General features: G+C 34.3%; 13 protein-coding genes and 2 pseudogenes. 5 read left to right on the forward strand and 10 right to left on the reverse strand.

Going from position 1 to position 16,431, the window contains the following annotated elements; genetic code table 11:
• The first annotated feature begins 191 nt into the window (after window positions 1-191).
• Window positions 192-1,313, forward strand: coding sequence for an IS200/IS605 family element RNA-guided endonuclease TnpB (gene tnpB, locus ACXY7N_RS26275; RefSeq protein ID WP_016135565.1), 1,122 nt, complete (start codon window positions 192-194; stop codon window positions 1,311-1,313).
• 615 nt (window positions 1,314-1,928) lie between these two features.
• Here the strand turns inward: tnpB and ACXY7N_RS26280 are convergent.
• From ACXY7N_RS26280 to ACXY7N_RS26295, 4 genes and pseudogenes are all read right to left on the reverse strand, one after another.
• Window positions 1,929-2,477: a fascin domain-containing protein gene (locus ACXY7N_RS26280; protein ID WP_488592736.1), complete on the reverse strand. Its 549-nt coding sequence runs from the start codon at window positions 2,475-2,477 to the stop codon at window positions 1,929-1,931.
• A 258-nt stretch (window positions 2,478-2,735) separates the two neighbouring features.
• Window positions 2,736-4,532: pseudogene (locus ACXY7N_RS26285) on the reverse strand (M60 family metallopeptidase); the annotation flags it as partial.
• Between the two features lie 549 nt (window positions 4,533-5,081).
• Entirely contained in the window at window positions 5,082-6,344 is a 1,263-nt protein-coding gene (locus ACXY7N_RS26290; protein ID WP_488592779.1) for a glycoside hydrolase family 5 protein, read from the reverse strand.
• 302 nt (window positions 6,345-6,646) lie between these two features.
• On the reverse strand, window positions 6,647-6,874 hold the full coding sequence (locus tag ACXY7N_RS26295) for a hypothetical protein (protein ID WP_000438639.1): 228 nt from the start codon (window positions 6,872-6,874) through the stop codon (window positions 6,647-6,649).
• Window positions 6,875-7,216: 342 nt separating this feature from the next.
• Between ACXY7N_RS26295 and ACXY7N_RS26300 the strand changes: the two genes are divergently transcribed.
• From ACXY7N_RS26300 to ACXY7N_RS26310, 3 genes are read left to right on the forward strand one after another with little or no spacing between them, the layout of a single operon-like run.
• On the forward strand, window positions 7,217-8,482 hold the full coding sequence (locus tag ACXY7N_RS26300; protein ID WP_488592737.1) for a Y-family DNA polymerase: 1,266 nt from the start codon (window positions 7,217-7,219) through the stop codon (window positions 8,480-8,482).
• Window positions 8,479-8,820 (forward strand): YolD-like family protein, encoded by a 342-nt coding sequence (locus ACXY7N_RS26305; protein WP_240588022.1) that lies wholly within the window; start codon window positions 8,479-8,481, stop codon window positions 8,818-8,820. Before ACXY7N_RS26300 ends, ACXY7N_RS26305 begins: the two co-directional genes overlap by 4 nt.
• A 48-nt stretch (window positions 8,821-8,868) precedes the next feature.
• Window positions 8,869-9,243: a hypothetical protein gene (locus ACXY7N_RS26310; protein ID WP_240588023.1), complete on the forward strand. Its 375-nt coding sequence runs from the start codon at window positions 8,869-8,871 to the stop codon at window positions 9,241-9,243.
• A gap of 35 nt (window positions 9,244-9,278) precedes the next feature.
• Here ACXY7N_RS26310 and ACXY7N_RS26315 read toward each other — a convergent pair.
• The 6 genes and pseudogenes from ACXY7N_RS26315 to ACXY7N_RS26340 form a co-directional block, all read right to left on the reverse strand.
• Window positions 9,279-9,522 (reverse strand): annotated as a pseudogene (locus tag ACXY7N_RS26315) (D-alanyl-D-alanine carboxypeptidase family protein); the annotation flags it as partial.
• A gap of 39 nt (window positions 9,523-9,561) precedes the next feature.
• Window positions 9,562-10,830, reverse strand: coding sequence for a serine hydroxymethyltransferase (locus ACXY7N_RS26320; protein WP_240588024.1), 1,269 nt, complete (start codon window positions 10,828-10,830; stop codon window positions 9,562-9,564).
• Window positions 10,793-11,662: a pyridoxine/pyridoxal/pyridoxamine kinase gene (pdxK, locus tag ACXY7N_RS26325; protein ID WP_226545919.1), complete on the reverse strand. Its 870-nt coding sequence runs from the start codon at window positions 11,660-11,662 to the stop codon at window positions 10,793-10,795. The genes ACXY7N_RS26320 and pdxK overlap by 38 nt, the downstream gene beginning before the upstream one ends.
• Before the next feature lie 58 nt (window positions 11,663-11,720).
• Complete coding sequence (locus tag ACXY7N_RS26330) at window positions 11,721-12,881, reverse strand: aminotransferase A (RefSeq protein ID WP_488592738.1); 1,161 nt, start codon at window positions 12,879-12,881, stop codon at window positions 11,721-11,723.
• Window positions 12,882-13,017: 136 nt separating this feature from the next.
• On the reverse strand, window positions 13,018-13,743 hold the full coding sequence (locus ACXY7N_RS26335; protein ID WP_377819388.1) for a type 1 glutamine amidotransferase: 726 nt from the start codon (window positions 13,741-13,743) through the stop codon (window positions 13,018-13,020).
• 474 nt (window positions 13,744-14,217) lie between these two features.
• On the reverse strand, window positions 14,218-14,868 hold the full coding sequence (locus ACXY7N_RS26340; protein WP_377819389.1) for a DUF3841 domain-containing protein: 651 nt from the start codon (window positions 14,866-14,868) through the stop codon (window positions 14,218-14,220).
• A gap of 452 nt (window positions 14,869-15,320) precedes the next feature.
• Between ACXY7N_RS26340 and ACXY7N_RS26345 the strand changes: the two genes are divergently transcribed.
• Window positions 15,321-16,217 (forward strand): LysR family transcriptional regulator, encoded by an 897-nt coding sequence (locus tag ACXY7N_RS26345; protein ID WP_226545922.1) that lies wholly within the window; start codon window positions 15,321-15,323, stop codon window positions 16,215-16,217.
• Window positions 16,218-16,431: the final 214 nt, after the last annotated feature.

The raw sequence follows: 16,431 nt of genomic DNA on the forward strand, positions 1-16,431 counted from the left end.
TTTTATCATTTTAGCCAAGAAGACTCCTTCCTCAAGGAACGCGAAGTGAGTAGGTGGGAGATGAATTGGCTTCGAACAAGAGATGGCAGGAAGCCATCTTAATTGTTCGACATACATAAAGTGTTACTTCACTATCCATCGAATGTACGTTTGGTGTATAATATTCATATACCGAAATGGAGGTGAATCAAATGATAATTAATAAAGCCTTTAAGTTTCGTATCTATCCAAATCATGCACAAGCAATTCTAATTAATAAAACGATAGGTTGTTCTCGCTTTGTATTCAATCATTTCCTATCCCTATGGGATCACGCATATAAAGAAACTGGAAAAGGTTTAACATATGGTACATGCTCTGCCAAACTTCCTGCCATGAAGAAAGAGTTTGTTTGGCTCAAAGAAGTGGATAGTATTGCGATTCAGTCGTCTGTTCGCAACCTTGCGGATGCGTATACACGCTTTTTCAAAAAACAAAATAGTGCCCCGCGTTTCAAATCCAAGAAGAATAACGTACAATCTTATATCACAAAACAAACAAATGAAAACATTGCCATTGTAGGAAACAAAATAAAATTGCCAAAACTAGGTCTTGTTCGATTTGCCAAAAGTCGTGAAATAACGGGACGTATTGTAAATGCTACAGTTAGACGAAACCCTTCTGATAGATATTTTGTGTCACTATTAGTTGAAACAAAAGTACAAGAACTTCCGAAAACTCATTCTTACATTGGGATAGATGTAGGACTAAAAGATTTCGCTATTTTGTCAGATGGAAAACCCTATGAAAATCCGAAGTTTTTCCGATTATTAGAAGATAAGTTGGCGAAAGCACAGCGTGTTCTTTCTAGAAGAATGAAAGGATCATCTCGTTGGAATAAACAACGAGTAAAAATAGCTAGAATTCATGAATACATATCAAATGCTAGAAAAGATTACTTAGACAAAATCTCAACTGAAATCATCAAAAACCACGATGTTATCGGTATAGAGGATTTGCAAGTATCAAATATGTTAAAAAATCGTAAGTTAGCAAAAGCAATTAGTGAAGTATCTTGGTCACAGTTTCGAACCATGTTGGAATATAAAGCAAAATGGTATGGCAAACAAGTCATTGTCGTATCGAAAACATTTGCTTCCAGCCAATTATGTTCTTGTTGTGGATATCAAAACAAAGACGTTAAAAATCTAAACCTACGTAAATGGGACTGTCCTTCTTGTCGTACACACCATGATAGGGATATTAACGCAAGTATCAATATAAAGAATGAAGCAATAAGACTTCTAACCGCAGGGACTGCGGGGTTAGCCTAATCAATTAGAGTTCGATAGAACCCTTTACTTAGGAATCCCTCACTTCTAAACGAAGTGAAAGTGGGGGTAGTTCAATTACTTTCATTAGCTTATAAGAGTTAATACACACCCCATTTCAATTATAATCGTTTAAATGTTAGTTAGAATTTGAAATGATAAACCTATTAGCTTTTTAACACTTGTAATCTAATACTAGATTTCTAAATGTATACTACACTAAACATCAGTTAACACTATACACATAGTGTTAACCATCTTAATTGAATATTAGTAATAGTAAGTATAAAGATTATCAATTTACTATATCTTACATTTATGTAAAAATAGATGTATGTTAAGCTTTTTCAAAATCTTTCCCCTAATAAAGGTTTGAAGTAGCATTTCATGATTCTCCTTACGGTTAATATGCCTTGAAAAAGAACCCTATAGGGTTCTTTTTCTTCTTATTACATCCACAGCAGATAATTAATTAACATACAAAAAGGACTGACAATTACTTGCAGTCCTTTTTGTACCTAAATATACACTTATATTAAGTACTTAACTCTTTATTTTATTTGGCATGCATATGAACTACACATGTCATTATCATCTAGATACATAACACTTCCAAATTTAGAAGTACACAATAACAAATCTTTCCCAGCTTCCAGCTACATAACTATTAGCTGTTAAATCTCTACCGCCATTTGCTGATATAAATCTACCATTACTTAGCGCTTGTAATACATATATCCTATTGTCTCCACCATTATATAAGATAAATTTTTCCCATGCCCCAATTGATGTACGATCTGCTACTACTCTACCATTTGGCTCAAACGAAACGTACTTTCCATTACTTTTCGCTTTTAAAGCAAACGTATATAATTCCCCAGTCGGAATTAATTCAAATTTCTCCCATTCATTAACTGCACTACGATTTGCTACTACATTTCCCGATGGTTCAGCAGACACATATTGTAAATTTGCAGCTTGTATAGCAACAGTCCAGCTTCCATTAAATAGATTCACACCTTTTAGTGAACTTGCATTTGATTGGTCGCCTGCCAATGCATCATTCGATGGGGTTATCATCATTAACATTAGAACCATTGGTAACACCATTAAAACTAACTTTTTAAAGATCTTATTACCATTTGCATGAGCTATGAACCTCTTCATTCTCATTCCTCCCTTAATATATAGCACTCATATACATCATACCAAATATGTAAAATATTGTAATACCAGAGAGTCTTTATCAACAAATACCTTATTATTCTGTTTCTTTTTTCTCAAATTTACAGCACCTAAACATCACTCAGTCCTCAAACATATTTTTAAAATTAATTTCACTTTATATTAAATAAAAGCCAAATAGCCGTTCATAATGAACGACTATTAAGCATCTAACTAAAAATTTGAATGTTTTTCATGTTAATCTATTTTGTTTAATCCCGTTGAAGTAACTTGATAGATTCTTTTTTTTCCTATATATTCTTGTTTATTATTCTCAAGGTTAGTAAGTGTAGCTCGTGTCTTTTCATTTACTGCTTCCCCTTCTATATGGGTAAACTCGATATAATCTCCTACTTTAACTGGAACTTTTTGCGATTCAGCATTTTGTTGTTTGTTTCCATAAATATCTTTATTGTATACTACTTTGCCTGATGCATTTTGTACTTTAATACTCGCATATGTTTCATTAAAATAATGATGCGGTACGCCTGCTTTTAAGTCCACTTGCATTTCTTCAGCCGACTTATTGAAATTGATTTTAGCAAACTCAAAATCACTAATCCCTTTCATTGACCATGCAAACTGGCTTCCTTCTAAAATATTATTTGCATTAGGTACATCTGGTTTAATCGGATTAGAATCCGTCCCCTTCCAAATCTCTGCTGTTAAAATCGGATAGCCTAATGCAGCCACTTTTTGAATGGTATCATTATTTGGACGTAATCCCCACTTCTCAAAGAAAGGCATCAAATTTTGTTTGGCTACTTTTGATGCTGAGATCATAAATAATTGTTTTTTATTTTCATCAGTTTGTGGAAGTTCATTAGAAGGCATATCTCTATACAATTGATGCAGCTTAGGATAGAAGTCTTCTCCATATGCTAATTGTAGTTGCCAGAGCATAACAAGCTTAACAAAAGCATCACTAATTTCGTCATAATTTTTATTCGTTTGTTCTAGATATTGAAACGCTTTCGGATAAATTCCACTTTTCTCTAAATTGGATGGTTGATTAAACGCCTTTTCTACAGAAATGCTGTAAATATTATTTTGTACTTCTGTCATATTATAAAACTTCCAAGGTGATTGCTGTCTCAAATGCCCTGCCTCATGCCAAGGACCCCAACCATCTTTTATAAATTTATTAATATCTAACACGTATTGAATTGCATCTCCTACATATGCAGTTCGATAAGAAGTCGCATACATATAATAATCTGGTGAATGATTTTCTTCTACGTAATGAATATAATGCTTGTCTGCTTGTTCTTCGGATAATCCAGCTACTTTGTCTTGAATTCGGGTAGCTTCATCCATCTTTTTTAAGAGTTGTACAGGATCTGTATTAGAACCTAGCAAATATTTCTTAACACGTGCAGGGCTGGCCGTAATTAATACACGTTCTCCTTTTAGCTCCACTGCATGTGCATTTGGATATTGGTTCAGCATGTCTATTAAATCTTGTTTTGTATGCTTACCTAGTTCAAAGAGAGGAGTAGTCGTTCCACCAGTTGTGACTGTTGTTCGAATGGTACCACCTTGTTGTTTATTGTAAAAATAAATCATTCCTCCATTTGGAGATTGGATTGTGTTTATACCTGGTTTTAATGTAAATGATTTTATTTTAGAATCTTCTCTCCAAGAAGCATCATACGAATACGTTCCAATGTATGCTTGAATATTTTGATTTCCTTCTACATTAATCGTTATTTGTTCATTTGGCTTTGCATATAAACCAGTCGGTTCATATGGACTAAATGCCATACTTTTTCTTTCCTGTTGTTTCAGTACCTCAACATCCCCTTTTCCTGGGACTGTATATATTCTGTTTTCTGATTTAACTGACTTTCCCTCTTGAAATGATGTCGATATTTTATTTTGCTGTTGAGTTTCCTCTGCAATGATATCTGTTGTAGAAATCATTCCAGTTGCAAGCATGGTTACTGTAGCGGTGGCTGCAAGTATTTTTCTAGTTTTATGTTTTGAATTATTCCCCATATTAACTCCCTCATTTTTCCTTAATGCACTTAAGGATTTTTGTTTTACACCCCAAGCTATTCATGCTATCTATGTTGTATCTTTTAATCTATTTTTTCTCATAATAATCTCCTTTTCTTTATTTATCATTGTATACAAATACTATTTGATGAAACATTAAATAACAACTTTACGATAAACTCATCAATAACAAACTATTATGTTTTGATTCAACACCCTTAACTTCCATCTAATTGTATAAATGTATTCATTTGGCGAAATAAGTAAATAAATTTCAACATTTAAAGCTTATAATCTAGCGAAAAATTCATAAAAGTTTTTTAACTTCAAGGTTTAAATAATTGCAACCACATTTATTTAAACTTCCTTAACTTTTTTTAAACTATTCTCTAAGAATCTTATTATTTATTGTAAATAAACCAGGTTGCTACTCTATATGTAAAAGAAAGGCGGAATCTTTAATATGACTCCGCCTTCTTTGATATAAAAAGCATCTAATTCTATTAGAATTAGATGCTTACATTTAGTTCTTAAACCAAGCATTCTAAACTACTTATGCCCCTGTAAATCTTTTTTTATTACATCCCAGAGTGGATTATCTTGACGTATCGGTTTACCCTCTTCGTCCCATTTTATTTTTCCTGTTCCTAATTCATAATTCATTCCCGTCCATGTGTCTTCACGGAATGCATAGAATGATTTATGCCAACCTCTTTGGTTGAAGATAGAAATAAGATCTTGCATGTATTGGGTAGCTCCTGGAACGGTACGGTTAATTCCAAACTCCTCTGCAATAATTCGGTTAGATGGTACATGATTTTTCTTAGACCATTGTTGGAGTGGCTTTAAAAATTTTTCTAATCCCTGTTTATTCCACATTACAGGTTTCTCTAAATCCCCTACTTTTACTAATCCTGGATATTGATATTCCTTGTTTTGTTTTTCACCTTGGCTCGTTAATTCATATGGTTCATACATATGAAATGCGTATAGTGTTTTTTTATCCTCTACTGGTTTTAAATAATTAAAGGCCCATGGAGTAGCATATAAACCTGAATCTAAAATAATCGGTGTTTCTTGGTCCACTTCACGGATAGAATGAATCACCTTTTCATAAAATTTGTTTAAATCTGCTGTCGTTCCTTTTACTTTTGCATACCATTTCTCATAATCTTCCGTCCAAAAATCATTATATCTATTATTTTTAGCTGTTTCTGGATGAGGTTCATTTATAATATTATAACCGACCACTGCAGGGTGATCTTTTAGTTCCAAAGCAAGGTCTTTCCAAAATTGACTTGCTTGTTCTTGATATTTCTCTTCTTCCCATATTCTGTCGTCATTCTTGTTATTATTAAATTGGCGCCATCGATCACCAGGCAAGGATAACATTGTAAGAACAACTTTCATTCCCTGCGATTGTGCGGCATCTAAATCCGCTTTTAATTTTTCTAGATCCTCCTTTACTAATCCCTGATAGTTATCTGCATTTCCTATCAGAAAATCCTTCCCAGAGGTATCTGGTTTATCCTCAAATAAAAAATCTTTATCCTTTGCCCATTTATCAGGTGCTAAACGAACATATTCAATATTAGCTTCTTTTGCACTTTTATAGTTTTCAGGTAATGATGTACTATTCATGAAATTAGTACCTTTCCTTTTCGAATCCCAAAAACTAATTTTTGAATCACTCTTGTGATAGGTATCAGCTCTTACATTCATTTCCTGTACTCCAAAATTCATCATGCCTAACAACGCAACAATTGGTAAAATTTTTTTCACAACTTTCTCCTTCTTTCTCTTTCTCTTTATCTTTTACACACATAACATACCTTTGTTTTGTTACAGGAATGTGGCAATTTTCCAAAAATACCTGTTATGTTTATGAAAAAGACAGAGATAATAGGAAGTTGCTTCATTTACTAAAAAACAAAAAAGGAATCCTTTACGGATTCCTTTTTGACTTGCACTCTTTTTCAAATAGCGCATTTTTGCACCTACTTTTAGTATACCTTACAATTCTTATAAAATAAATAAGATTAAATAAATTTTATTTCTATATTTTCAAAAAACATCATATTCCCTTATAATTTTACAAATAAAATAGCGTATTATTAAAACTCATCTCTTGAACATTCCTTTAGTTGTTCCATAGCAATTTTACGCGCATGTTCCTCACTATCTATCAAAGTCAATCCTTGTGATATATAACTCCAAAATTCATATCCACAATCCTCCATCCATCTATAAGCTTCTGTTGTGTATAGCCCATCTTTTCTTTTAATGATTTGAACCTTATAGTTTTTACTTGGAGAAAAAAACTCTTGTATAACCTGCTCCATTTATGAAACATCCTCCTTCAATCTATTATGTGAAATTATATTTTCACATAATCTCGTAATAGAAACCTCTTTTTACGATAAATTACTATCACCTTTTGAAAGGATAATATACCTTACATCCTCCCATCATTTTCTTCCTGTACTAACCAATATAAATGATACAGCTTATATCCTAGAAACTTCAATAACATTTGGCCGTTATTTCTCTCTGTCGTTCTACTTATTTCTACTACATATAATTAAATATTTTTTCAAAAATCACTTCATAAAAGAACGTAAGTTCGTGTATAATAAGAACAAGAATAAGAACAAACGTTCTCATTATTATTAGGAGGAGTTATAGTGTATTACTATTCAATTTTACCGAATAGAATCATTTTATGTGTCGATCTTCGCAGCTTTTATGCTTCTGTTAGTTGCATCAAAATGGGATTAGACCCACTTCATACAAAATTAGCTGTAGTCGGTGATGTAAATAGGAATGGGTCCATTGTTTTAGCCGCAACTCCACCTTTAAAAGCAATGGGTGTAAAGAAGATGGCAAGGCTATACGAGATTCCTCGACAAAAAGATATCCTTATTGTGAATCCAATTATGGGAACCTATATTAAGTGCTCCAATTACATAACGAAGTTAGCTCTACAATATGTTCCTATTGAAGACTTTCATCAATACAGCATCGATGAATTTTTTATGGATATTACCGATAGCATCCATCTATTTGCCCGGAATCCAAATGAATTTGCATTACAGTTTAAACGTGAAATATATGAACACACACGAATTGAATGCACAATCGGGATTGCACCTAACCTATTGATGAGTAAGGTAGCTTTAGATATTGAAGCAAAGAAAAATAAAGACGGAGTCGCTTATTGGAAATACGAAGATATACCTACAAAATTATGGAGCATACGACCGCTTAATAAGTTTTGGGGGATTTCGCATAAAACAGAAACAAAATTAAATCAAAAAGGAATACATTCAATTGGAGATTTAGCTAATTATCCTCTTAAATATTTAAAACAAAGCTTCGGCGTGATTGGCGAAGAATTACACTTACATAGTAATGGGATTGACTTTAGTCGCATTTCAGAAAAATATGTTCCTGCCACAACTTCTATAGGAAAAAGCCAAATTTTAATGCGTGATTATACAATAGAAGAATTTCCGATTATCCTACTGGAACATACCGAAGAAGTTTGCTATCGATTAAGACAACAAAACAAACTTGCTCAAACCGTTCAATTTTCAATTGGATATAGTAAAAGTTATTCGGGTGGCTTTAGCAAAACACATACCTTAAGCCGTCCGACCAACTTAACCATGGACATTTATCAAGTTTGTCTATATTTTCTACATCAACAATATACTGGAGAACCAATTAGAAGTATTACTATTTCTCTAACAAAACTAATTGGTGAAGGAGAAGAACAAATTTCTCTTTTTGATAACATCATACAACGAGAAAAAGAAATAAAGCTAACGAAAGTAATGGATGAAATACGCATAAAGTTTGGAAAAAATAGCATATTAAGAGGAATTTCCTATACAAATAATGCAACAGCTAGATACAGAAACACACTGTTAGGGGGACACAAATCATGAACAACGCTAATATGCCAAAAGGCAGAGGAATGGTAAAATGGACACCGTTTGCAGCAATGCCAGAACAATTCGTCGGAATACGTGAAATGATCAAAGAGAAAAATAAAGTTGCACGCCCCATTTTAACTTCTGAAGAGAAAGAACGGATTGAGAACATGTTACTATGTTCATTGCTATCTGAAGAAGAGATATTAATTACATATTATGAAGATGGTTATTTACTCACCAATTATATGACCGTTATCGATATAGTTCCATTACATAGCTCTATCATATGTACTGATGCTTTCTATAATAAGTTGACAATACAATTTACGAATATAATAGACGTAAAATAGAATAGATTTAGGTGATTATCTTTGGAGTATTATAAAGGAGTATATAGAATGCAAGAGAATCATATAAGAAAGAATACAGCGAGAACAATTACTCATAATGATATAAATAACTATCCCTATTTAAATATACCTATGATTATCAATGAGAAAGATGGACTAACTTACGAGGTTTTAAGCGCTGGTTTTCATAATAATGATGTAGTAGCGATGATAACGACAGATGGTTTCGCTACTACTAGGGTAAATACACCGATTGTAACAGTAAAAAACAATGATGGTAGTATCCAAGCATTCCGCTTACCTTTAGAATTAGAATATTGGGTACTTTCATGTATGTCTGCTGCTTCAACAGGGAGAAACCCGTTCCCATGTAAAGTTGCATTTGGAATCATTGATACTAAATTTCATGTAGAATTCAAGTGAAAAAGGAGCAAATTAATTTGCTCCTTTTATCGTTATGTATGCTCTTGATCTTTTCTTTTTACATTGTTTGCATACAGTTTTTTTGATAATTATAGGAGCGAAACCCTGAAATAACATTTAACTGGATTCCTTCTTGCTTTGCAAATCAAATAACTTTTCTAGTGCTTCTACTGCTTCTTTACGAAGGTGACTCTATTCTAACGTTCCACTAAATGAGAACAGTACATTTGGTACAACTAAATCCTCTGGTTTCTATTCTTCGGGCAATCCATTCATTTTGCTAAGAATTAAATACAATGTGCAAAAAAGCGACCCGGGTTAATTCCTTATTATCTCTTTCATTAAAGTCATATCCTTGTATATTGGAAATTTCTTAGTTAATTCTTTTACGATAGAGCATGCTTTTTCTTTAACTCTTACATTCTGGGGATTCTTTAATACTAAACAAATGATTTCAGCAATTTTAATCATTTCTAGTTCACCCATTCCTTGTGTTGTAACTGCTGGTGTCCCCAAACGAATTCCACTCGTAATAAAAGGACCCTTTTTATCAAAAGGAATGGAGTTCTTATTAACCGTTATCCCTACTTCCTCTAATAATATTTGAGCTTCTTTTCCTGTTAGGTTCATATTACAAAGATCTATAAGTAGCAAATGATTGTCCGTTCCACCTGTCAACACATTAAAGCCTAACTCTCTTAGTTCTTTTGCTAGCACCTTAGCATTCTTTATTGTATTTGAAACATATTTTTTAAATTCGGGCTTCAACGCTTCATTAAAAGCGACTGCCTTGGCCGCAATCATGTGCATAGCTGGCCCTCCTTGTATACCAGGGAATACACTCTTATCTATTGTAGCAGCCCAATCTCTTCGGCAGAGTATAATTCCCCCTCGAGGACCACGCAGGGTTTTATGGGTAGTAGTAGTAACAAAATCAGCATATGGAACTGGGCTCGGATGCATTCCAGTAGCTACAAGCCCAGCAATATGGGCTATATCTGCCATAAAAAATGCATTCACTTCTTTTGCGATGCTCGATAATCTCTCAAAATCAATAATCCTTGAATATGCACTTGCACCAATTACCATCATTTTAGGTTGATGTTTCAGCGCTAAAGTTCTAACTTCATCATAGTCAATATTGAAATGTCGCTTATTTACTCCATAAGATATAAAATTGTATAATACACCCGAGGAATTAACAGGGCTCCCATGTGTAAGGTGACCACCGTGGGATAAATCCATTCCTAATACTGTATCTCCAGGCTTCAAACAAGCAGAGTAAACAGCCATATTTGCTTGTGCCCCGGAGTGAGGCTGCACATTCGCATGGTCCGCTCCAAATAATTGTTTTGCTCGCTCTATAGCTAAACTCTCTACAATATCTACATATTCACATCCACCATAGTATCTCTTTCCTGGATATCCTTCAGCATACTTATTAGTCAGCACTGTGCCCATTGCCTCTAAAACGGCTAGACTTACAAAGTTTTCAGAAGCAATTAGTTCAATATGTTTTTGCTGGCGTTGTAATTCATAATCAATTGCCTCAGCTACTTGATAATCTTTTTCCCTTAATTTCTTCATTATTAACTATCCCTTCTAATGAATTAGTAGTTTTTTTGTATGCACTATGATTCGTTGAGCCAACATATTGATTGAGAGCGAATGAACTGCGTATTGCTTCTGTAATAAATAACTTCGCAATGCTTACTGCCTCTATAACAGACTTCCCTTTCGCTAGTTCAGCAGCAATCGCTGCAGAGTAAGTACATCCAGCACCATGTATATGGTCGGTTTGAAATCGTTCTGATTGTATATATTTAAAATTCTTTCCATCATATAGTAAATCTAATGCTGTCTCATGTGCTAGGCGGCTCCCTCCTTTCACTAAAACATATTTTGGACCTAAATCGTGAATGATTTTTGCTGCTTCTTTCATGCCCTTAATGGATTTAATCGGAGCCACTTTACTTAAATGTGCCGCTTCCAGTAGATTAGGTGTGACAATTGTAGCTTTTGGTATGAGCAAATCTCGTAAACTATCTACTGTTTCAGGATGCATTACTTCTGTTACACCTTTGCAAACTAAAACCGGATCAATAACAATATTTTCGAGTTGATGTTGATCAATTACCTTGGAAACCAAATCGATTAGTTGGACCGATCCAAGCATTCCTGTTTTTACTGCATCAATACCGATTCCTTCAATAATAGTTCTTAATTGCTCCTTTACTGTTTTAATTTCTTGTGGAAATGTATGATGCTCCCAATAATTTTTAGGATCCATCGTAACAATAGTCGTTAATGCAGTCATCCCGTAGACATTTAACTCCTGAAATGTTTTCATATCGGCTTGGATTCCAGCACCTCCACTGCTATCCGAACCTGCTATAGACAAGACCTTGTTTTTCACCATAAGAAACCCTCCTTTTTAACTGCTGATAGTGATAAACGTAATTCGTCAAAGCACGTATCTAGGATTGTAATTCACCTAGATACTTTTCAAGACGATTTAGAGCTTCCTCTAGCACCTTCATTGGCTGTACATAAGAAATCCTCACATACCCTTCTCCATATTCCGTGAATGAATCTCCTGGAATGAGTGCAACCTTAGCTTTTTTTAATACATCAGCAACAAATTCTGATGAGGTTTTCCCAAACTTTGAGATAGACGGAAAAAAATAAAATGAACCGGCTGGTTTGACTACTGTGAGTCCCATATCTTGCAACCTCTTATACACATAATCACGACGTATACGATATTCGTCACGCATGATGTGAGCATCATTAATTCCTACTGTCAATGCCTCGATAGCAGCAACTTGACTAATCGATGAGACAGCAGCCGTCGTGTATTGCTGTAGCTTCTTCATTTCTTCAATCAGATATCCTGGTGCAAAAGCAAATCCTACTCTCCATCCTGTCATCGCATGGGATTTTGATAGCCCATTAATGACAATTGTTTTCTCTTTCATTCCCTCCATTTTCGCAATTGATACATGCTCCTCTTCAAAAACCAATTCGCTATATAATTCATCTGAAACAACCATTACATCTTTATCAACCAGCAAATCCCTAATTGCTTTTATTTCTTTTTGATTCAGTGTAACTCCAGAAGGATTCATCGGTGATGGGATAATGACACACCGTGTTTTATCGGTCATCATTTTTTGAAGAGCCTCTACTGTAACCTTAAATCCTGTATCCCTTGTGTCTAGATAAATAGGTGTTGCGCCACATAAACGAATAACCGGTTCGTATCCAGGATAAATAGGAGTTGGTAGAATAACTTCGGAACCTTCGCTAAGTATAGTTCTAAGAGCAAGATAAATTCCTCCGGTTGATCCGTTAGTTACTAGTATTTCGTGGTTAGGATCATAAGTAAGTCCATATTTTACATGCATGTAGTTTGAGGAAACTTTAAGAAGTTCTGTATAACCCGAAGAAGGTGGGTACGTTGTATGGTTATTTTCAATTGCTATTTGTCCAGCTATCTTTATATGCGCTGGAGTAGGAAAGTCAGGTTGACCAATGGTTAAATGGATGACATCCTCATATTGCGAAGCCATATCAAAAAAGGGGTCCATTTTTGAGGACTGCAATCGTGTTACTCTATTATTTAATAAGTGTTTCATGTTTACATAGCTCCTTTTAAAGAGGGGTAGCAAAAGCCACCTCTCGCTGCCAAAAATGGTGACCAAAAAGTTAAATAGTATATGAATCTTTGATTTTTCACATTATAATAAAGTGATTAATTGTAGCATTAGAAATTTATGAACAATTTTCTACGTTAGCAAATACCTGATATTTCATCTCCATTGCATCGAGCAAAGTGAATAGTATGAATTTTGATAGAACCAACGAGTGTGTCTCTTCAAGCATTTCATGTGGCCGTTGTACATACATCCCTTGCTCAATTTCATCAGCACAATGTACTATTAATCTCTCAATACTGGCAGCACTTGACTCTAAATGAAATTGTAATCCAACGACATGCTCTTCATATACGTATGCCTGATTAACACATCCTTTGCTATACGCAATTTTCTTTGCTTGCGGAGGAAGCTGGAATGTGTCTGCATGCCAATGGAAAGGAACAAACACCTCCGGAAATCCGCTAAAGAAATCGATTTGCTTGGCCTCCTCCGACAATTTAACAGGAAACCAACCAATCTCCTTATGATGATTTTTATATACTTTTCCTCCAAGGGCTTCTGCAATTAACTGAGCCCCAAGACATACCCCAAGTACTAGTTTTCGATGCTGAATAGCTTTCTTTATTAACTGTTTCTCCAATTCAAGCCATGGATATATTTTCTCGTCATAAACCCCCATCGGCCCACCTAGTATGACGAGCATGTCAAATTCCGAATAAGAGGGTAGACAACTGCTTTCATATAATAATGTCCCTGTGACTTCATGCCCTTTTGCCTCCGCCCAAGTTAAAATGTGTTCGGGTGATTCAAAAGAGACATGCTGCAAATAATGAATTCTCAAATTCTTTTCCTCCTTAAGCTGTAGTTAAATTATTTAGATTTTAAGTATAATCTTGAGATTATCATTAAACAATTCAATCATTATTATAGAAACCATAGGTTTTACCTATTATTTAATCTAATTGACGACTAATAACTATATCTTTCAAAAAATAGTTAGACAATAAGTATTATTCGTTTTATGACAACCTAATTAAACCATCGTATATATGATAGATGAGGCATTTCACCGAAAAAAACTTTGACACTTTTCATTTTAACTATGCTAATTTTTTATATTGATACTAAAAGAAAAAGAAACTCTTGATATACAAGAGTTTCTTAAAGTTAATAAATATAATGATTTAGCAATTGTTTATATAATTATTACTCACCAATCTGGAGTCTTCTATCTACTTATAAATGCTCCATTTGAATTTTATTTTAAGTGCTTCTATAGACTTCTTCTTTAAGTAGATATCTACTCGCACAGAATTTAGATTTTACGCAACCTTTCCTGTAGACGTAACTTTCTCTCTTTTGCTTTTCTTCTCTTTTTATTCACACGTTTTGTTCTTGAATCTACACGTTTACTATACTTTTTAGGCAGCGCCTTTTCTCGGAAACGTTGAACCTTTTTTATCGCTGAAATTGGCAGCATACCAACAACGCCCTGTTTTTCAATTTCATTTGGTATGTCTAGATACCAATCTGGATGATCCTGTAAGGCATTAAAATCAAACATAATACCATATTCCATTTCCATCTCTTTTTCCCACAATTCAAAAGGCTCCGCAGTTTGTTCATCGACTCTTTCCTGATACGAAATGCTCTCGTTTAGTAAGCCACACCAAACCTGATAATCACTCCAGAGAATATCACAATCAGGCACCTCTAACGTAAGGATGACAAACCTTTCTCCAGTTTTTCCCCAGCATTTCTCATTTCGATTAGGATAATTATCCGTATGCCATAACCATATTAGTTGCTCACCTTGATATGACGGAATTGCTTGCTTCATGCGATGTCTCATCCATCGGTAGGGCACCTTCAAGTAGGAATCCACCCACTTATTGTCACTAGTTATATACCCTTGTTTCTTCCAAGCTTTCCATGCTGCTTCGTGCTGTACAGTATAGACAATCATTTTGTTACTCCTATCTATATTTCTCATTAAACATAATAATTTTGTATTCACAATTAATCTTTAACAATAAGCATTAGGTTTTGTTCTACAACCTAAAAAAATGACTGTATCATGCTTTTGCCGACACAACAACCACTACCGTATGAATTCATCTTAATAATTACACTCATAACATACATGAAAATCTGCCTTTAACACGGATATTTGAAAGAAAACTTTCAATCCACAATTAATCTATTAACCCACAGATTCCAGCATACATACGTACAAGTGACAAAAAAGTGCACCTAAAGATTGTATGAAACAAGCTGATTACTGTCATATGAACAAAACCTTTTCACAGGGAAAAAATCACTGTATGTACGAACACAAACAATAGATATTTACTATAATTTACCCTATAATGATTATTATTTCCTATAAAAAAATAATAACTTTTGGAGGAAGAACTATTGGATTTAAAGCAATTGGAATACTTCATGACCTTATGTCAGGAACTACATTTTACTCGTGCAGCCGAAAAGTTAGGAATCGCCCAACCCTCATTAAGCCAGCAGATCCGATTGCTGGAACATGAAATCGGTACGCCATTGTTTGATCGTGTTGGAAAACGAACCACTATTACCGAAGCGGGCAAAACACTGCTTCATCATAGCTATAATGTATTCCATGAGCTATCACAAGCTCGTGCCGCAATTAGTGAAATACAAGGTCTAAAAAGAGGGTCATTAAAGATAGGAGCGCTCCTGACAGTTACAAATTACTTGATTCCTCAAACTGTAATCGAATTTCACCAAAGGTATCCCAATATTGAATTGGCTGTTTCAGGTATGCGAACTGGGGATATTTATAACGGTCTTTTGGAAAATGAACTCGATTTGGGCGTAGTATTTTTGCCTATGGAACATGATGAGTTAGAAACCATTCCACTCTTTAAACAACATCTTGCTTTAGCAGTTCCAATCAATCATTCCGTAGCTGAAGAGGAATCTGTTACACTTGACGTTTTAAAAGAAACACCCTCAATTTTATTGCCTGACACATATTTTTTGCGGCAGCTGATTAACGAACAATGTAATGAACTTGGATTCGCAGCTAAACCGGTTATGGAAATGACGACTATGGAATCAATCATTCATATGGTCAGCAAAGGAGTTGGTGTCACCATTCTACCAAAAGGTTACCTTGACTATATAGACAATAAACTTATACGGACGATTCCTATTGAAAACCCTATGCTTATTACGGAAATTGGTATCGCTTACCGTAAAAACAAATATTTGTGTGCAGCAAGTCGAGTATTCATGGAGCAGTTGATTTCCACTATAAAAAGTGAAACCTTTAAATAGATTGTACTTTATGCACGTTAAAATGAGTCTGAAGTTTAAAAATTCTTTTGACCTATTGTAAAACTATAATGTGCATCCGATAAAAGTTGATTAAAAATCCTGTATTTTTAATACAGGATTTTTATTTTCTTATTCTACAAAAAGAGAAGCATACTTGAACTAAATCTATTGAACCACATATGAAATGCATAGAAAATGGAGATAGCAAAAGCTA

The organism is Bacillus sp. 5w2 (assembly GCF_054353775.1).